Raw genomic sequence first — 19,187 nt, forward strand, 5'->3', positions numbered from 1 at the left:
GTTCCCGGACGACCGTGCGGCCCCCGGGACGAGGTCCCGGGGGCCGCACGTGGGTGGTTGCGAGGCGGTCAGCCTCGCGAGGTGTCGCTCAGCGGCGCAGCCAGCACGACACCGTGTGCCAGATGCCCTGGAACGTGCCGTGGTGGCCCGACGACGCGTGGCCGTGGTCCGCGTGGGACGGCGTGCCGTGGCCCCCGTGGGACGGCGTGCCCGGCGTGCCGTGGCCCGGGTGGGCGGGCTTGCCGGGCTTGGCCTTCGCCGTGACGGGCGCCGACGTCGCCGACGCCGGGTCGTGGCCCTTCGCGGTCACCGTCACGGTCACCGTGAGCGCGTGCCCGACGTCGGCCTTGGTCACCGCGTAGGTCGAGCCGGTCGCCTTGGCGACGTCCTGACCGTCCCGCTGCCACTGGTAGCGGTAGGCCAGCGTGTCGGGCGAGGCCCACGTGCCCTTCGACGCCGAGAGCGTGGAGCCGACCTCGGCCTTGCCCGAGATCTCCGGCGCCGCGACCTGCACCGCGGACGCCGTCCCGCCGACGACCGTGACGTCGTCCCAGCCCACCAGCGTGCCGTCGGTGCGGAAGACCGCGACCTTGTGCGCGCCGGGCGCCACGTCGGCCCCGACGGGGACGGTGACCTTGCCGTTCTTGCCCGTCGTCACCGAGCCCAGCAGCACCGGGTCGGAGTACAGCCACACGTCCACGTCGGTGCTCTTGGCCCCGGTGCTGAGCGCGAGCGGCGAGCCGGCCCGCACGATGTCGTCGGCCGTGACCTTGCCGCGGTTCGTCTTCGTGAGCTGGTCCGCCGGGAGCGGTGGGGTCACGACGACGGGAGGAGCCGCCACCAGGTGGCCCACGCCCCAGCGGGCGGTGGTCTGGTAGCCGGTGCCCGTGGGCTCGGCCCAGGTGTGGACGGCGTAGCGGCTTCCGGCGCGGCCGTCGTTGACCTGGAAGTCGACGCCCTGGAAGGTGTCCGCGCCGCCGAACGGCACGTCGTCCTGCCCGCCGGACTGGCCGGTGAGCGTGACGGCGAGCTCGACGACGTAGCCGGTGGCGGTGCGTGCCGTCGCCGACGTGAGGCGCGCGCCCTGAGCGGTCGCGTCACCGGTGCCGAACGACGTCTGGTTGTCCACCGAGATGCGCATCTGGGAGTCGTTCGGCCCGTAGCCGCCGGCCTTGGCGTTGCCGAGGTCGAGGAAGAGCTCCACGGAGTCCCGGTTCCACGGGTCGCTGGACGAGACGTCGATGACCGGGTCGGTCACCTCGTACAGCACGTAGAGGGTGTCGTCGCCCTTCCACAGGGTGCGCACGTCGGCCTGCGCGCCGTCCGCGGCGCCCTCGACCTTCGTGCCCGTGTGCACCACGTTCGCCGCGGCCCACGCGTCGTCGACGACGCCGTCGACCACGGGCGCGTCGCCCGCGGCCTCGGCCACGTCCACGGTCGAGAGGTCCTCGAGGAACGTCAGCGTGCCCGTCGAGCCGGGGCTGTTCCAGGCGCCGACGACGCCGGAGCCGGCCAGCGCGCGCACGTCGAGCTGGGCGGTGCCGCCCTGGGCGACGCCGCTGTGCGGGACGTGCAGGACGGCCCGCCAGCCCGCCGCGGCGTCGTCGAGCACGACGCCCGACGCCCCGCCGGAGGTGGCGCCCGCCTTCGTGATCCCGTACGTCTGGCCCGCGTAGGAGACCTCGACGGCGTCGGAGGCGTCCGACGCCACGGTGACGAGCAGCGTGAGGTGGTCGGCCGTCCAGCGCGGGACGAACGACCCGGCGCCGCCGGTGAGCTCCTGCGCTGGCTGGTTGCGCCAGTCGACGGAGTCCGCCGCGGAGGCGTCGAGCGGCACGTCGCCGCCGAACACGTTGGCCGCGGTGAGCAGCGGCGGCACACCCGCGTCGTCGCCCACGGCGCCGAAGTAGGCGTACTTGGCCTGCAGGCCGCCGTCGAACAGCAGCGGCGCCTGCGCCGAGCGCCACGACCGGGCGTCGGTCAGGCCCCACAGCGTCACCGAGAACAGGTCGTCCGCGTGCTTGCGGAAGACGTCGAACGCGTCGCGGTACCAGTGGCCCTGCTTGATGAGGTTGCCCTCGGTCACGGGCGTCCCGACGGTCGCGTCGAGTTCCGTGACCGCCTGCGTGACGGGCAGGTCCTCGAACCGGGTCAGGGCCGCGTCCATGCCGGAGGCCGGCGTCGTCAGGGACGAGTGGAACTGGTGGCCCACGCCGTCGACCGGGACGCCCGCGGCCAGCAGCCGCTGCACGAGGGCGTGGTAGCGCTCGAGCTTCGCGCCGTCGGTCTCGGTGTTGTACTCGTTGATGAACAGCGAGACCGGGCGGTCGGACCCCGCGGCGGCGTACTGCTGGTTGAACGCCTCGTCCGCGTACCGGAAGGCCAGCGACACGTACTCCTCGCCGAGCACCTGGTACCACGGGCTGCGGCGCATTCCGTCGTCCGTCGCGTTGTCGGAGATGACCTCGTTGGCCACGTCCCAGCCGACCATCGGGTTGGTGGCCGAGCCGAACGGCCCGTAGTCGCCGGCGATCGACGCGGCGATGTTGAAGATGTGGTCGTGCAGGCGCTGGCGCAGGAACTCCTTGTCGGCGTCCGACGACGTCAGCGGCGTGCCGTCGTCACGCTGGAAGAACCACGCCGGCGTCTGGCTGTGCCACACGAGCACGTGCCCGTACACGCGCAGGTGGTTGGCCTGGGCGTAGTTCAGCAGCGTCGTCGCGTCCGGGTTGCGGCGGAAGACGTGGTTCGCGTCGTACCAGGACTCGACCTTCATCGAGTTCTCGGCCGTGATCTGGTCGAAGTGGTGCAGCACCAGCTCGGACGCGTTGCCCGTCGTCTCGCGCGAGTCGATGGCGACGCCCATGCCCGGGATGGCCACGGAGTCCTTGAGCGGGGTCAGCGACGTGTCGACCACCGGGGGTTCCGGCACCCACACGCGCACCCCGTCGACGAGGAACGTGGACACGTTGCCGCTGTTGTACTTCGTCTCGAAGTAGAGCTGGGCGGCGCTGTCGTAGGCCGGCATCGTGAACTGGGCGCCCACCTTGACCCAGCCGTCGTTGCGGGCCGTCGTGATCGCGGCGAGGTTCGAGAACGTCTCGACGCCGCCGCGGACGGTGCGCGCCGACAGGGTGATCTGCCCCGTGGGCTGCCCCTCGGCGAACCGCACCCACGCCTCGAACTCGAGCGTCGCCCCGCCGACCCCGGCGGCCGCGACGTCGTACTGCAGGCCGTCGCCGTCCGAGTCGCGGTCGGAGACCTGCGCCGCGTAGGCGGTGCCGTCCGCGCCGCCCGCGACGACCGACAGCGTCGGCGCCGTGTCGTTCGGCTGGCGCGGGGCCCAGCCCTGCGTGGTCTGGTCGTCGAAGCCGGTGTCGACGACGACGGTGCCCGGCTCCGGGCCGTCGCCCGTGACGCGGGGCGTCGTGATCTCGACGTCGTCCACGAGGTAGGTGTAGGTGCCCGACCCTCCGGCGCCGATGTAGACCTTCGACTTTGCCGGGTCGGAGCCCGGGGGCACCGTCCACTGCCCCGAGATCGTGGTCCACGCGGCGTCGGTGACGTCCGTGTTGCCCACCCAGGTGTAGTGGTCGCTGCCGTCGTTGCTGAAGGCGACCCAGCGGATCTGCGTGGCGGGGGCGCCCGCGGCGAGCCGCACCTTGGCCGAGATCGAGTACGTCGTGCCCGTCGCGAGCAGTCCCGGCGCCGTCTGGATGCCGGTGAAGTCGTTCGCGCGGTCGTTGACCTGGAGCGCGTAGCCGGCGTCCTGCGCGGCGTACGTGAGCGTGCCCGCGCCGCCGCCGGACTGCTGCAGGCCCGTGCCCAGCGTCTGGTCGTCGAACGTCGCGCCCGCGACGACGACGTCGTCGGACGGCGTGGTGATCGTGACGTCGTCGAGCAGGAACTCGGCGGTGGCGGAGTCGGACTCGACGTAGAGGATGTCGGCGGGCGTCGCCGGCAGCACGGAGTAGGTGCCGTCGAGCTTGACCCACGCGCTGTCGGTGACGTCGACGCGGCTGCCCACCCACGGGTACTCGTTGGCGGCGCCCGCCTGGTGCGCGCCGAAGTTGAGCTTCGCGGCGGGCTGGCCCGCGACGAGCTTGACCCAGCCGGTGACGTGGTAGTCACCCGCGGTGAAGAGCGTGGTGACGGGCAGCTGCGCGCCGTTCCACGCCGCCGTGCGGCCCGAGACCTTGAGCGCCTGCGCGCCCGTGTGGGCGTCGGCGTCGAGCGACACCGTCGCGCCGCGCCCCGCCCACGGGGCAGCGCTGCTGCCCTCGAAGTCGCTGTTCAGCACCACCGTGTCGGCGGCGGCCGCCGGCGCGCCGGTGGCGACCAGCGCCGCGACCGCGCCGGTCAGGGCGACCGCTGTCGCCGTCAGTCCCGCGAGGAGTGCGCGACCGCGCCTGCCTCGCGTCCGGAAGTTCCCCATCCATCGCTCCCTTGCGACTCGCGGACCGCCCGTCGGGCGGCCCGCACACGAGCGCGGCCGTGCGCCCACGCATCGGAGACTAGGGGTGGATAACCTTTTCGACAACGTTTCAGAAGCCGTCGTCCGGCTGGTGTGCGCGAGCCTGTTCGCGCTGCTCAGGCGCGGCAGCGCTCGTCGGTGGCGGTTCGCCCGGATCTCACCCGGTACGGGCACCTCCCGCGGCCCCGGCGTTCGCTACCGTCACGGACGTGAGCAAGGTTGTGGTGGTCGGTGCCGGGATCGTGGGGCTCGCGACGGCGGCACGGCTCGCCGCCCGCGGCGACGACGTCGTCGTCGTGGACAAGGAGGACGGCGTCGCCGCCCACCAGACGGGACGCAACTCCGGGGTGGTCCACTCGGGGCTCTACTACTCCCCCGGCTCGCTCAAGGCGCAGCTCGGCGTGGCCGGATCGCGGTCGATGGTCGCGTTCGCGCGCGAGCACGGTGTCGCCGTGGACGTGTGCGGCAAGCTCGTCGTCGCCACGTCCGAGGAGGAGGTGCTGCGCCTGCGCGCGCTGCACGAGCGCGGCACCGCCAACGGCATCGACGGGCTGCGGCTGCTCGCCCCGGAGCAGGCGCGCGAGATCGAGCCGCACGTCGCCTGCGCCGCGGCCCTGTTCGTGCCCGCCACCGGCATCGTCGACTACCGCGGGGTGTGCGACGTGCTCGCGCGGCAGGTGCGCGAGTCCGGCGGCGAGGTGCGGTTCGGCGTGCGGGCGCGGGCCGCGCGCGACCTGCCCGACGGCGTCGAGCTGACGGTCGAGGACGGCGAGCCGCTGCGCGCCGACGCCCTGGTCGCCTGCGCGGGCCTCTACGCGGACCGGTTCGCCCGCGCGTCCGGCGTCGACCCGCAGGCGCGCATCGTGCCGTTCCGCGGCGAGTACTTCGAGCTCGCGCCCGGCGCGGCCGGGCTGGTGCGCGGGCTCGTCTACCCGGTGCCCGACCCGCGGTTCCCGTTCCTCGGCGTGCACCTGACGCGCATGGTGCACGGCGGCACGCACGCCGGGCCCAACGCCGTCCTCGCGCTGGCGCGGGAGGGCTACCGGTGGCGCGACGTCGTGCCCGCCGACGTGCTCGACGCGCTGACCTGGCCTGGGCTGTGGCGGCTCGCGCAGGGCAACGTCGGCACGGGCGCCCGCGAGGTGGTGCGCTCGGCGTCGCGGCGCGTCTTCGCACGGTCCCTCGCGCGGCTCGTCCCGGAGATCACGGCCGCCGACCTGGTGCCCGCGCCGGCGGGCGTGCGCGCCCAGGCGCTCGGACGCGACGGCCGGCTCGTCGACGACTTCCTCGTGGTGACGGGACCCCGTCAGGTGCACGTGGTCAACGCCCCGTCCCCCGCCGCGACGGCGTCGCTGGAGATCGCGAGACACCTGGAGCGGCAGGTGGACGCGGCGCTGGCACGCGCCTGAGCGTGCCGATCGGAACGTGGGTTCGGGATCGGGACGTGCATCGCAACGCACGTTCCGATCCCGAAGCCACGTTCCGATCGCGGATGCCCGTTCCTGCCGATGCGGGCGACCCTCCGGCAGGCGGGCTGCCGGGGGTTCCGCCAGCACCAACTACCCACGGCGACCCGGACGCTTTGCGCGCGCTTGAACGCGACGAACCACGCCGCCTTCGCGAGACGCCGCGACGACGGTCTGGTACCGGATCCGCCGGCGTCAGCGCGTGCCCACCGCCGCGGCGGCCGCGACGTCGCCCAGCACGACCGCGTCGACGAGCTGCCGCGCCCATGTCAGCACCTCCGCGCCGCGCAGCGGGCGGCCGCCGATGCGCGCCGTCGTCGGGAACGGCACGAGGAACGCGCGGATCGCCGGCTTGAGGATGACGCCCGGGTAGAGCCGCTTGAGGCGCAGCTGCGCCGACTCCGGCAGGTCCACCGGCGCGAACCGCACGTGCTTGCCCTGCGCGGTGACGTCCGAGAGCCCCGCCCGGCGCGCGTGGTTGCGGAAGTCCGCGACGTCGAACAACGCGGAGGCGACCTCGGGCAGGGCGCCGTAGCGGTCGGTGAGCTCCGCGCGCACCTCGGCGAGCATCGCCGCGTCCGTCGCGGCCGCGATCTTCTTGTACGCCTCCAGGCGCAGCCGCTCGGTGGCGATGTACGACTCGGGCAGGTGCGCGTCGACGGGCAGCTCGATGGTGACTTCGGGGGCCTCCTCGGGCGCGTCGCCGCGGAACGCCTGCACGGCCTCGCCCACCATGCGCACGTACAGGTCGAACCCGACGCCCTGGATGTGGCCGGACTGCTCGCCGCCCAGCAGGTTGCCCGCGCCGCGGATCTCCAGGTCCTTCATGGCGATCTGCATGCCCGCGCCGAGGTCGGTGTGCGCCGCCATCGTGGCGAGGCGGTCGTGCGCCTGCTCGGTGAGCGGCTTCTCGGGCGGGTACAGGAAGTACGCGTAGGCGCGCTCGCGGCCGCGGCCCACGCGGCCGCGCAGCTGGTGGAGCTGGGACAGCCCGAGCACGTCGGCGCGCTCGAGCACGAGCGTGTTGGCGTTGGAGATGTCCAGCCCGGTCTCGACGATGGTGGTGCACACCAGGACGTCGAGCTCCTTCTCCCAGAACCCGCGGATGACCTGGTCGAGCTGGGTCTCGCTCATCTTGCCGTGCGCGACGCCGACGCGGGCCTCGGGGACCAGCTCGTTCAGCCGCTGGGCCGTCCGGTCGATCGACTCGACGCGGTTGTGGACGTAGAAGACCTGCCCCTCGCGCAGCAGCTCGCGGCGGATCGCGGCCGAGATCTGCCGCTCCTCGTAGGCGCCCACGTACGTGAGCACGGGGTGGCGCTCCTCGGGCGGCGTCTGGAGCGTGGACATCTCGCGGATGCCGGTCACGGCCATCTCGAGCGTGCGCGGGATCGGGGTCGCGGACATGGCGAGCACGTCCACGTTGGTGCGCAGCTGCTTGAGGGTCTCCTTGTGCTCGACGCCGAAGCGCTGCTCCTCGTCGATGATGACCAGGCCGAGGTCCTTGAACTGCACGGAGCCCGTGATGAGGCGGTGCGTGCCGATGACGACGTCGACCGAACCGTCCTTGAGGCCCTTGATGGTCTCCTCGGACTCGCGCGCGTTCTGGAAGCGGGACAGCGCGGCGACCTTGACCGGGAAGCCCTGGTAGCGCTCGGAGAACGTCTCGAAGTGCTGCTGGACGAGCAGCGTCGTCGGGACGAGCACGGCCACCTGCTTGCCGTCCTGCACGGCCTTGAACGCGGCGCGGATGGCGATCTCCGTCTTGCCGTAGCCGACGTCGCCGCAGATCAGGCGGTCCATCGGCGTCGACTTCTCCATGTCGGCCTTGACCTCGTCGATGGTGGAGAGCTGGTCGGGCGTCTCGACGTAGGCGAAGGCGTCCTCGAGCTCGCGCTGCCACGGGGTGTCCGGGCCGAAGGCGTAGCCCTCGGTGGCCATGCGGGCGCTGTACAGGCGGATGAGCTCGCCCGCGATCTCGCGGACGTGCTTGCGGGCCTTGGCCTTGGTGTTCTTCCAGTCGGCGCCGCCCATCTTGGACAGGCTCGGCGACTCGCCGCCGACGTACTTGGTGACCTGGTCGAGCTGGTCCATCGGCACGAACAGCCGGTCCCCGGGCTGACCACGCTTCGACGACGCGTACTCCAGCACCAGGTACTCGCGCGTTGCCGCGTTGGCGCCCGCGCCGAGCGTGCGCTGCACCATCTCGACGAACTTGCCGACGCCGTGCTGCTCGTGCACCACGTAGTCGCCCGCGCGCAGCTGCAGGGGGTCGACGACGTTGCGGCGCCGCGAGGGCAGCTTGCGCATGTCGCGCGTGCCCGTGCCGGTACGGCCCGTGAGGTCCGACTCGGCGAAGACGGCGAGCCTGAGGTCCGGGGCGACGAAGCCTTTGCCGACGAGCGACGGCACCACGTGGACGACGCCGGCGTCCGGCACGTCGTCGAGGACGGCGTCGAGGCGGGCCGGGCAGTCGGCCGCCATGAGCTGCTCGACCATGCGCTTGGCCGGGCCGTGGCCCTCGGTGGTGAGCACGAGCCGCCACTGGTCGCGCTGGAGCCGGCGCACGTCGTCGAGGGCGCGCTCCAGCTCGCCGCGGTACGACTCGACGTCGCGGGCGCGGATCGTGTGGGTGGTGACGTCGTCGCCGGCCGGCGCACCGTCGTCGGCCTCCGGGTCGAGGCCGAACGCCGACAGCGTCCACCAGCCCAGGCCGCGGCGGGCGGCGACCTCGCGCGTGTCGGCGAAGCTCGCGAACGACGCCGCGGACAGGTCGATCGGGGCCGCTCCCCCGGCGACCGCGCCGGTCCAGGCCGCGGCGAGGAACTCCTCGGTGGTCGCCACGAGGTCGTGCGCACGGCGGCGCACGCGCTCCGGCTCGTCGACGACGAGCAGCGCGTCGTCGGGCACGAGGTCGAGCACCGGGACCATCGCGTCCACGAGCGCCGGCGCGAGCGACTCCATGCCCTCGACGGCGACGCCCGCGGAGAGCTTGTCGAGCATCTCGACGGCGCCCGGCATCTGCTCGACGAGCGCGGCGGCCCGGGCGCGCACCGGCGCCGTCAGCAGGATCTCGCGGCACGGCGGAGCCCAGAGGCCCTGCTGCGCGATCTCGAGCGACCGCTGGTCGGCGATCGAGAACCAGCGGATCTCGCTGACCTCGTCGCCCCAGAACTCGACGCGCAGCGGGTGGTCCTCCGTGGGCGGGAAGACGTCGAGGATGCCGCCGCGCACCGCGAACTCGCCGCGGCGCTCCACCATGTCGACGCGCGAGTAGGCGGCCGCGACGAGCCGCTCGGCGACGTCGGTGAGGTCCGCGACGTCGCCGTCGTGCAAGGTGACGGGCTCGAGCTCGCCGAGCCCCGCGACCACGGGCTGGAGCAGCGCGCGCGTGGGCATGACGAGGACGCGGACAGGCCCGGCGAGGCCGTCGGCGGCCGGGTGCGCGAGGCGGCGGAACACCGCGATGCGGCGCGCGACCGTGTCCGCACGCGGCGAGAGCCGCTCGTGCGGCAGGGTCTCCCACGCGGGCAGCACGGCGACCTCGTCGGCCTGCTCGTCGGGCAGGTAGGCCCGCACCGACGCGGCGAGCTCGTCCGCCTGCCTGCCCGTCGCCGTGACGACGACGACCGGGCGCTGCTTCGCGGCCTCCACCAGCAGCGGGGCGCGCACGCCCTGCGGCCCGACGACGTCGACGAACCCCCGCGCGCGCACGTCCTCGAGGGCGGCGGCGGCGCCGGGGTCGGCGAGGAGGGCGGGGACGATGCCGGTGAGGTTCATGGTCACTCCGGTGGTGGGCGCGCGACAACGGCCCGAGATCCCCGCGGACGGGGGTTCGGGCTTCGGCGACCAGCGTACGCCGGGGCCTGTGACAGCGGGCCGGGCGGCTCAGCCTGCCGTCGCGGCGAGACCCTCGGGGAGCCGGTCGAGCAGCGTCGTGCACGCGGCGGTGTCGCCGTCCTGGCAGGTGGTCGCCAGGTCGCGCAGCTCCCCGGCGTCGGAGGCGAGCTGCGCGACGCCGCTCGGGCCGAGGTCGCGCACCAGGTCCCAGGCGGCGCCGAGGTCGCCGTCGGCGAGCCGGTCGACCTGCTCCGAGAGGCCGGCGTACTGCGCGGACACGCGGGAGACGTCGTGCAGGCCGTCGCGCAGGTCGTCGCCGTACTGGCTCCACGCCCACGACAGGACGACGGCGACCACCAGCGTCGCCGCGACCTCCAGGACGCCGAGCGTGATGCCCGCCTTCGCGAGCCCGCGCCCGCGCGTGCCCCGGCGGCGGGCCCGCCCCACGCCGATGCCGCCCAGGAGGATCGCGACGACGCTCAGCAGCGGGACCACCAGGCCGACCAGGGCCGTCACGAACGACGCGACCGACGGGCCGTCCGTGCGCTCGGGAGTCGGGACGTGCACCCCTGGTGCCGCGTGCCGCGGGACCGCGGGCAGCTCCTGGGTGAGCGGGACCTGCTCGATCGTGGTGTGCCGTGGCACGTGACCTCCTCCGTCGCCGGGACGGGACCGACCGTAGCCGAGGTCGCCGTCTCGAGGTAGGGGCGACCGCGACGGGCGGCCGGCGACGCCTCGCCCTGGGTCGTGCGAGCACCGCCCGCGCCCGCCGACCTCAGACGAAGCGCTTGGCGTATCGCAGCTCGTAGCGCAGGTCGCGGCTGCGCTCGCGCACGAACCGGGCGGGGTTGCCCGCGACCATCGCGTACGGCGGCACGTCCTTGGTGACGACGGCTCCCGCGGCGACCACCGCGCCCTCCCCGACGGTGACGCCCGGCAGCACGATGGCGTGGCTGGCCACCCAGGCGTGCCGGCCGATCACCACGGGTGCACCCACCTCCGCGAAGTCGGGCGAGTCCACCGCGTGCTGGCGCGTGTAGACGGTGACGTGGCTGCCGAGGTTCACGCTGTCGCCGATGGTCAGCCCGGACCGCCCGTCGAGGAACACCGAGTCGCCGATGACGGTGTTCTGCCCGACGACGATCCGTTCGGGGGCGTAGAACTCCGCCCGCCAGTGGATGCTCGACGTGCGCGGCAGGCGCAGGCCCGCGCGCCGGTAGAAGAAGTTGCGCACACGGTGCGACGGGACGTGCCCCAGGTCGGTGAGCAGCCGCAGGCGCAGGTCCTCCCACACCTCCCGGCGCCACCGCACCAGCCGGACCAGCGGCTGAGGTGCGAGGCCCTTGAGCGCGTCGCGCACCGTTCTGGCCACGCGTGCCTCCTGTGTGTCGTCTCCGCTGCTGCGTCGTCTACGCCCTGGCCGCGACGATACGCGCAGGCGCACCGACGGCACCGGGGCGCAGGCAGATTCACCCGGCGAGGCCCCGTCACCCGCGCGGTTTCATCCTCGACTCCCGGCCGAGCGCACCGGATCCTCGACTCACGAGCACGTCACGACCAGCGCGGGCCGGCGGGGATCGCCGTCCCAGCCGAAGGAGCCACCCTGAGCAAGCCGACACGCGCGGCCGGCGTCGGGAGCGTCGTCCCCGACGCCGCGGCACCGGCTGCGCATCCCGCCGCGTCGAGGCCCCGCGACAGCCACGTCGCGGCACTCGACGGCGTGCGCGGCCTGGCGATCCTTGCCGTCCTCGGCTTCCACTTCGTCATCGAGGTCGCGCCCGGCGGCGCGATCGGCGTCGACGTCTTCTTCGTGCTGTCCGCCTTCTTGATCACCCGGATGATCCTGGGCGAGCGAGAGCGGCACGGCGCCGTCGACCTCGTCGCGTTCTACGGGCGCCGGGCCGCGCGGCTGCTGCCGGCGCTCGGCGTCTTCCTGCTCGTGGTGGCACCGGTCGTGGCGTGGGTCATCGGGACGACCGGGGGCGCACTGGCCAGCTCGGGGTCCGTGCTGTTCTATGTCGCCGACTTCGCGCGCGCGGGCTACCTGCCGATGAGCGAGCCGTACGGGCACACGTGGTCGTTGTCGGTGGAAGAGCAGTTCTACCTGGTGTGGCCGGCCGTGCTGCTGCTCGCGTTCCGCCGCCGGGTGCCGCTGATCGGGTTCACCGCCGGGCTGTGGATCGTCGGGGTGGTCCTCGCGGAGGCGGGGGCCCGATGGTTCGGTGTGGGCCAGAACTACTTCCTGCCGACGGGGCACCTGACCGCCCTCGCGACGGGATGCCTCGCGGCCGTGCTCGTCACGCGCGGCGCGCCTGCCGTCGTCCGCCGGGCGAGCAGCGTGCCGCTCGCCCTGACCGGGCTCACGCTCGTGACGGTGCTCGTCGTGGCACAGCGGCAGGGCTGGCCGGCAGCGGCCGCCCAGGCCACGGCGGTCGCAGGCATCACGCTCGCAGGCAGCCTGGTGCTCCACGCGGCGCAAGGAGGCCCGACGCCGCTCAACCGGCTGCTCTCGGTCGCGCCGCTGCGATGGCTCGGCACACGCTCGTACGGGCTGTACCTGTACCACGTGCCGCTCTACTACGCGTTCAGCTCCGAGCACGTCCCGCTGTCCCGGTCGGCGAACGGCGTGCTCGCGCTCGCGCTGAGCCTGGCGCTGACGGAGGCGAGCTACCGGTTCCTGGAACGGCCGATCATGGAGAGGGGCCGACGGTGGTCACGACAACGACACGCGGCACACGCGAGCTGACGACGCACGCACGGGCGGCGTCCCGCTGGCCGGTGGCCGTCGCGGTGGCGATCCCTGCGCTCCTGTGGCTGGCGCACACCGTGCTCGGCCGGGCGCTCAACCTGTTCGAGACCGGTACGGCCATCGCGGGCGGCGAGCGGATCCTCGCGGGCGAGACGCCGTACACCGACTTCTTCGCCTTCTACGGGCCGCTCACCTACCTGGTGCCCGGGCTCGCGCACCGAGTCACGGGCTCCGTCACCACCGCCGACTTCGGACAGGCGCTGCTCGAGTCGGTCGCGGTCTGCGTGGTCGCCTACGCGATCGCCGCGCGGCTCAGCGGGCGACGGGTCGCCGCCCTGCTCGTGCCGCTGGCACTCGCCATGCTCGGCGCGGCCACCGTCCGCACCCTGCCCGCGCTCGTCTCGGTGCTGCTGCTGACCCGCTTCGAGGCCACAGGGCGTCGGCGCTGGGCGGTCGGCGCAGGCGCGGCCGGCGGCGTCGGGCTGCTGTGGATCCAGGACGCCGGCGCATGGATCTGCCTCGCCATCGCCCTCGTCTGGGCGGCGTCGCTCGCGTTCCCGGCCGCCCGGCGCCTGGACTGGCGCGCGTTCTGCGCCTACGCCGGCGGTGTGGCCGCCGCCATCGCGCCGTTCGTCGTCTGGATGCTGGTGCGTGGAGCGCTCGGCGCGTGGCTGTACTGGACGTTCGTCTTCCCCAACACCGGGTACACCGAGCGCTCGGCGACGGCGTACGTCTCAGGCCTGGTCGAGTCGGCCCTCGCGGCCAGCCCGCCGCGCGCGCTGTACGTGCTGGCGTTCTGGGTGCTGCCGTTCCCCGCGATCCTGCTCGTCGCTGCGGGCAGCGTCGTGACCGCCGTCGTGCACCTGCGGCGCGCGGGCATCGGCCGCCGGGCGCACGTGCCGCTGCCCTTGACGACGGTGGTGCTCACCGTCTACGCAGCGCTGCAGCTGCGCGTGATGCTGGCCTCGGTGGACGAGGCCAAGCTCGCGTCGGCGTCGGCGCCCGCGATCACCGCGGGGCTCGCGCTCGCGCTGTGGGCGCTCGGGCGCCGCCGCGGGCTCGACGCCGACGCTGGGGCCGGTGGCGAGACCGATGCCGGCAGCGGAGCCGAGGTCGGGGGCCGCAGCCGCACGCGGTGGCCCGGCCGGGCGGTGGCCCTGCTCGCCGCCGGGTGGCTCGTGCTCTACCCGGCGTGGAGCCAGGTCCGGTCGCTGTCCCACCAGGTAGGCGGCCCCGTGCCGCAGGTCGTGGCGTCGGTGGGCGGGCTGCCGTTCCAGGATGCCGCGCCCCCGGCCTCGAGCCCCGCGGACGTCGGCGCCCTGCTGGCCGCCGTCGACGCCCACGCGGCGCCCGGGGCGCCGATCCTGGTGCTGCCGACGTCGCCGCTGCTGTACCCGCTCACGGGCCGGCCGAACCCCACGCGCTACGACTACCTGGACCCCGTGTACACGACGCCCCAGGTCGACGCCGAGCTGGCCGCCGACGTGCGCTCGGGTCGCATCGCACTGGTGGTGCTGACCACCGCGACGTTCCCGGGCACCGACCTGACCGCGGCCGACCTGGCACCCGGCACCGTGGCGGCCGTGCATGAGCGGTACGAGGCCGTCGCGACCGTCAACGGGTTCACGCTGCTCGCGCCCCGTACGCGCTGACACGCGGCCCACGCCAACGGCACGCCGACACCTGGTTTCACCCGTGGTGACCGTCTGCGCGCCCGATTTCGTCCTGTCCTCCGCTTCGGCCGCGCGGTGATACTGACGGGGTGAGGACTCGACGCCGATACGGCGCCTACGTGCTGCCGGGCGACCCGACGTGGCTGGAGCGCACGCTGAGCCGCTACTACCCGCTGCTCGACCGCCTGGTGATGCCCGTCCCGGTCGACGGGCGCGGCTGGACGGGCGCGCCGATCCCGGCGGCCGAGTGCCTCGCGATCGCCCGCCGCGTCGACACCCGCGGCATCCTCCAGGTGCTCGAGGGCCAGTGGACCGCACCAGCTGACCCGCTCTCGGCCGACACCGCGCAACGGCAGGCCGCGATCGCCGCGCTGGGCGACGGCGTCGACTGGGTGCTGCAGCTCGACAACGACGAGCTGCTGCCCGACCCGCAGGTTCTGGACACGGCCGTCGACCGTGCCGAGAGCCTGGGCCTGAACGCCGTCGAGCTGCCGATGCGAGTCCTGTTCCGTCGGACCCGCCGGACGGTCCTGGAGGTGGTCGCCGCCGACGGCCGCCCGCGCTACGAGTACCCGGGCACGGTCGCCGTCCGGGCCGGGACGACGCTCGCCGAGGCGCGGCGGGTCGCTGAGCCGTACCTGCGCCTGCTGGTCGAGGGCGACGACCGGTCGCTCCAGGTGGTCCGGCCCGCGGAGGAGGGCGAGCACCGGATGGCGGCGCTGCGCCCGGAGCAGGCGATCGTGCACAACTCGTGGGCCCGTAGCCCCGCGGAGATCCGCACCAAGATGCGGTCCTGGGGGCACGCCAAGGACGCGGCGTACGGCCGCTACTACTGGACGGTCTGGTGGCCGTCGCCAGTCACGTGGCGGCTGCTGCGCGACGTGCACCCCTTCGCGCGCGGCCTGTGGCCGCGCCTCGCCCCAACCGCCGATGGCTGACCTCACAGGCCCCCGCAGCGTCGTCGTCGTGCTCAGCTACCAGGGGCGGCACGACACGCTCGACTGCGTCGCCTCCCTCGTCGACGGGTCGCCCGAGCACGGGGTGCTGGTGGTCGACAACGGGTCCGACGACGGCGTGCTGGAGGCGGTGGCCGAGCGCTGGCCAGCCGTAGACACCCTGCAGAACGGGACGAACCTGGGGTTCGCAGGCGGTATGAACCGGGGCGTAGCCCGGGCGCTGGAGCACGGGGCCGACGTCGTGACCGTCCTCAACAACGACACCGTCGTAGACCCGGGCGCGATGGACGTGCTGGCCGGCAGGGCACGGGCGGGGGCGGTGGCCGTGAGCCCGCTCGTGCACTACGAGGACGCCGAGCGGGTGTGGTTCGGCGGCGGCGACGTCGACCCGTTCGACGGGCTCCCCCGGCACCTGGACGACGATGGCGTCGCCCGGCTGCGCGGGCCCGACCCGACCCTGCCGTACGCGACCGACCTGCTGGCCGGCTGCTGCATCACCGCGAGCGCCGCGACGTGGCGTGCCGTGGGTGGGTTCGACGAACGGTTCTTCCTGAACTTCGAGGACTCGGAGTGGAGCCTGCGTGCCCGGCGGGCCGGGGTGCGGCTCGAGGTGGCGCCCGCAGCAGTGGTGCGGCACGCGGTGTCGGCGTCGTTCGTCGGGGCGTACTCCTACCTCGGTACGTTCTACTACGCGCGCAACGCGCTGCTGTTCTCGCGGCTGACGGGCAACGGCCTGGTGCGCACGGCGCGGCTGGTACGGCACAGGGTGGTGCCCGGCGTCGGCCAGGCGTGGCGAGCGGGTCGTGCGGAGGGGCTGCGGCGGGCGCTGCTGCTGGCGATGGCGGTCTCGGCGCACGCGGTCCGGCGGTACGGCCGCGCCCCGCGCTGGGTCGAGCGCGCCGCCGCGCGGTGGACGACGGCACCGCCCGCCCGGCCTGCCGAGGTGACCGGGTGAGAGCGCCGGCTCCTCCGCGGCGGGGACGCCGTAGGCCGCAGGTCCCATGACGTACGCCGAAGGCCGCCGGCCGGCCGCCGCCACACCCCCGGGAGTGCCGAACCCCGGCAGCGTCCCCCGCCTCGTCTGGTGGACGGCCGCGGCGGTGATCGCCGTGCTCTTCGTCGCGCTCCTGCTCGGCGCCGTGCACACGGTGCCGGGTCAGCGCCTCGACGAACACCTGCTCGGGCGGGCCCAGCGCGGTCTCTGGCCCCCGCACCTGCGGAAGGTCATCCCTGTCGGGCTCGGCAGCGTGAACATCGTGCTTGCCGCCCGAGCCGTCCGCCGTCGCGGCATACGGCGGGTCGCCGTGGCGACGGTCGTGGTGGGCGCCTCCACGGCCGCCTCCATCGCGCTCCAACACTGGCTCCGGCGCCCTGCGCTGGGCGTACCCGGGTACGCCCACAACACGCTGCCGTCGGACCACGTGACGGTTGCGGCCGCGCTCACCGTCGCGGCCGTCGTCCTCTGGGAGCGCCGACGGTGGGTCGAGGCGTCCGCGCTGGGTTGCGTCCTGATCGCGTCCGCGTGCGTGTCCTCGGTCCACGGGTTCGCGCACCGACCGAGCGACGTCGTCGCGTCGGTGCTGCTCGTCGGCGTCGTGACGTGCGGATGTCTCGCGGCCGTGGCCCCGCGCGGTCGCCGTCGTCAGCGCGCGCGGCGGTAGAGCTCCTCGTACCGATCCACCACACGTCGCAGCGAGAACGTCTCGGCCCGCGCGAGGCCGGCGGCGGCGAGCTCGTCGCGCCGCGCGACGTCGCCGAGCAGCTGCGCGAGCGCGGCCCCGATATCCTCGAGCGGCGCCAGCACGGCCGCCCGGCCGCCGTCGGACACGTAGCGGGCCCCGGGGTTGGGCGTCGCGACGACGGGCACCCCGCTCGCCATCGCCTCGACGTACGGGATGCCGAAACCCTCGTAGTCGCTCGGCAGGCAGAACACCCACGCCTTCTGGAACGCCGCCGTGAGCTCGGCGTGGGAGACCGCACCGAGCACGCGGACGCCCGGCCCGGCGTCGGCCGGCGCGTCGCGCGAGACCATCCAGAGCTCGGCGTCGGGGTGCTGGGGCAGCACCGTCTCCTGGAACTGCCGGGCGAGGACCTCGCCGCGCTTGCGCCCCGACCAGGTCCCGACGAAGAGCACGACCGGGTGGGCGGAGCGTGCCGCTGCCGAGGGGTGGAAGCGCCCGACGTCGACGCCGTTGGGGACGACCTCCCGGACCCAGGGGTACCAGCGGAGCGTGTCCGGAGAGACGGCGACGGTCCGGTCCGCCACGACGCTCGCCAGCACCTCCGACAGGCCGAGCGCCACCATGCGGGCCTTCTCCTTGACACCCCGGATCGTGCGCGCCTCCTCGAAGCACGATCCGTGCAGCGTCCGGACGTGCGACGGGACGCGGCGGCGCCACATCCAGTAGTCGTCGCCGTGCGCGTGGATGACGTCATACCCGGACAGGTCGAGGCGGCGCAGGGCCAGGGCGAAGCGGAAGGTGCGGAGCGATCCCGTCATCCGTACGTGGTGGTGCTGGTACGCGGCACCGTCCACGGCCGGACAGTCGCTGAACACGGTCACGTCGTGGCCTCGCCGCGTGAGCTCCGTGGCGAGCTCGTGGACCTGGTAGCCGATGCCCATCTTGCTGGTGCTCGGCAGGTAGTACGAGATCATCGCGATCCGAAGGGGCGCGCTCACCGCAGGCCGTCCCGCAGCGCCTCGAGCCACGCCCGGCCATAACGCAGGTCGGGTTCGAGGTGGTTGCCCTCGGCCCACTCGTTCCAGGACTTGACCCACAGCAGCCGCTCGTCCATGGGACGGTGCGCGACCGAGGCGACGGCCTGGCGCACGTTGGTAGCGAACCTCTCCGGCGTCGCGCCGTGCAGGACGACGCCACCCCGGCCGGAGCGCGGGGTGTTGTCCCAGTTCGGGTAGACGCACGGCTGGACCAGGTCGCCGACCCGGTTCTGGGCCGTCCAGTCGACGCTGTACGGGTGGATCTCCGGGCCCCCGGCGATCTTGCGGAAGGCGCGCATGCGGAACATGTCGGTCCGTGACGTCCCGGCGGGCATCCGCATGTAGACGCCGGCGTCGAAGCCGTCCTCCTTCACCGCGTCATAGCGCACCCCGGCGCCGCGCAGGTCGCTCATCTCGGCGACCAGGTAGAGGCCCTCCAGACCGGCCTTGCGCGCGAGGTCCTGCCACAGATCGACGAACATCGCCGCGTCCGGAAGCTCCTCCGGCCGGAAGACGTAGAAGACCGGCCGCCCGCCGACGCGTAGATACCGGTCGTCACGGAACGCCGGGAGCACTGCCTCGAAGTGGGCGACGTAGTCGTCGGCGCCGGGATAGGACTGGCGCATCAGCACCCGGTCGGCATCGCCGTGCCAGATGCCGCTCCAGGTCTGGTTCGCCCAGGCCAGGCAGAACGAGATCCCCGGCGCGCCGCTCGCCAGGACCTCGGCGAACGGCCGCTCCAGGATCCGCCGGCCGTGGCCGAACCAGTAGTGCCAGTAAGCGAACGCCTCGACGCCATACTCTTGCGCCAGCTCCGCCTGTGCCGCACGAGACTCGGGCAGGCGCAGGTCGTAGAAGCCCAGCTCGCCCGGCAGCGTGGGTTGCTGGTGCCCCGGGTAGAGACGCCGGGCACGCGCGGTGTTGGTCCACTCCGTGAACCCCGCGCCCCACCACTCGTCGTTCTCCGGGATCGGGTGGAACTGCGGCAGGTAGAAGGCGACGGCTCGCGCCGAGAACGTCATGCGGGCCACCCGACCCGGCGCCGATCCTGCACGGCCTGGTCCCGCACCATGCCCGGCAGACCTCCCGGCGTCGACCCGCGGTCGGAGGACGCAACGGTGCACCCCGCCCGCGGGTAGTACGACCTCAGGTTCTCGGCGGAACGGCTGGCGTCGCCAGCGAGCACAGAGACGCCCAGTCTCACGTCGTCCCCTTCCCGTGGTCACGCGCTCTCGACGGAGCCCAGATCGGAGGCGGTCGGCACACGTGCAGGCTACCCGCGGGGTGCTGCCCCCTCGGGGCAGCACCTG

12 protein-coding genes are annotated in these 19,187 nt (G+C 73.8%); 6 read left to right on the forward strand and 6 right to left on the reverse strand.

What is annotated here, in order from left to right:
- Positions 1–88: 88 nt before the first annotated feature.
- Positions 89–4,435: an endo-1,4-beta-xylanase gene (locus ET471_RS02205; protein WP_129186401.1), complete on the reverse strand. Its 4,347-nt coding sequence runs from the start codon at positions 4,433–4,435 to the stop codon at positions 89–91.
- A gap of 248 nt (positions 4,436–4,683) precedes the next feature.
- Between ET471_RS02205 and lhgO the strand changes: the two genes are divergently transcribed.
- Positions 4,684–5,883, forward strand: coding sequence for an L-2-hydroxyglutarate oxidase (lhgO, locus tag ET471_RS02210; protein WP_129186402.1), 1,200 nt, complete (start codon positions 4,684–4,686; stop codon positions 5,881–5,883).
- A gap of 252 nt (positions 5,884–6,135) precedes the next feature.
- Here the strand turns inward: lhgO and mfd are convergent, their stop codons facing one another.
- The 3 genes from mfd to ET471_RS02225 all read right to left on the reverse strand — a co-directional run bounded on the left by mfd (position 6,136) and on the right by ET471_RS02225 (position 11,152).
- On the reverse strand, positions 6,136–9,720 hold the full coding sequence (mfd, locus tag ET471_RS02215; protein ID WP_129186403.1) for a transcription-repair coupling factor: 3,585 nt from the start codon (positions 9,718–9,720) through the stop codon (positions 6,136–6,138).
- Between the two features lie 108 nt (positions 9,721–9,828).
- Complete coding sequence (locus tag ET471_RS02220; RefSeq protein ID WP_129186404.1) at positions 9,829–10,425, reverse strand: DUF4190 domain-containing protein; 597 nt, start codon at positions 10,423–10,425, stop codon at positions 9,829–9,831.
- Between the two features lie 130 nt (positions 10,426–10,555).
- Entirely contained in the window at positions 10,556–11,152 is a 597-nt protein-coding gene (locus ET471_RS02225; RefSeq protein WP_165350369.1) for an acyltransferase, read from the reverse strand.
- 231 nt (positions 11,153–11,383) lie between these two features.
- Between ET471_RS02225 and ET471_RS17855 the strand changes: the two genes are divergently transcribed.
- The 5 genes from ET471_RS17855 (at position 11,384) to ET471_RS02250 (ending at position 16,819) form a co-directional block, all read left to right on the forward strand.
- Complete coding sequence (locus tag ET471_RS17855; protein WP_280949929.1) at positions 11,384–12,526, forward strand: acyltransferase family protein; 1,143 nt, start codon at positions 11,384–11,386, stop codon at positions 12,524–12,526.
- The gene (locus ET471_RS02235; protein ID WP_129186406.1) at positions 12,490–14,181 is read left to right on the forward strand and encodes a hypothetical protein; all 1,692 of its coding nucleotides are present in this window, start codon (positions 12,490–12,492) and stop codon (positions 14,179–14,181) included. Before ET471_RS17855 ends, ET471_RS02235 begins: the two co-directional genes overlap by 37 nt.
- Before the next feature lie 110 nt (positions 14,182–14,291).
- Positions 14,292–15,140 (forward strand): hypothetical protein, encoded by an 849-nt coding sequence (locus ET471_RS02240; RefSeq protein WP_129186407.1) that lies wholly within the window; start codon positions 14,292–14,294, stop codon positions 15,138–15,140.
- The gene (locus ET471_RS02245; protein WP_129186408.1) at positions 15,133–16,113 is read left to right on the forward strand and encodes a glycosyltransferase family 2 protein; all 981 of its coding nucleotides are present in this window, start codon (positions 15,133–15,135) and stop codon (positions 16,111–16,113) included. The genes ET471_RS02240 and ET471_RS02245 overlap by 8 nt, the downstream gene beginning before the upstream one ends.
- A gap of 46 nt (positions 16,114–16,159) precedes the next feature.
- The gene (locus ET471_RS02250; RefSeq protein WP_129186409.1) at positions 16,160–16,819 is read left to right on the forward strand and encodes a phosphatase PAP2 family protein; all 660 of its coding nucleotides are present in this window, start codon (positions 16,160–16,162) and stop codon (positions 16,817–16,819) included.
- On the opposite strand, the gene ET471_RS02255 is transcribed toward ET471_RS02250, so the two are convergent.
- Both ET471_RS02255 and ET471_RS02260 read right to left on the reverse strand, forming a co-directional pair.
- Positions 16,801–17,838: a glycosyltransferase family 4 protein gene (locus tag ET471_RS02255; RefSeq protein ID WP_129186410.1), complete on the reverse strand. Its 1,038-nt coding sequence runs from the start codon at positions 17,836–17,838 to the stop codon at positions 16,801–16,803. The two genes, ET471_RS02250 and ET471_RS02255, sit on opposite strands and share 19 nt — an antisense overlap.
- Positions 17,835–18,899: a glycosyltransferase WbsX family protein gene (locus tag ET471_RS02260; RefSeq protein WP_129186411.1), complete on the reverse strand. Its 1,065-nt coding sequence runs from the start codon at positions 18,897–18,899 to the stop codon at positions 17,835–17,837. Before ET471_RS02260 ends, ET471_RS02255 begins: the two co-directional genes overlap by 4 nt.
- Positions 18,900–19,187 lie beyond the last annotated feature (288 nt).

The sequence above is a fragment of the Xylanimonas protaetiae genome, from assembly GCF_004135385.1.
In the GTDB taxonomy this organism is placed as follows: domain Bacteria; phylum Actinomycetota; class Actinomycetes; order Actinomycetales; family Cellulomonadaceae; genus Xylanimonas; species Xylanimonas protaetiae.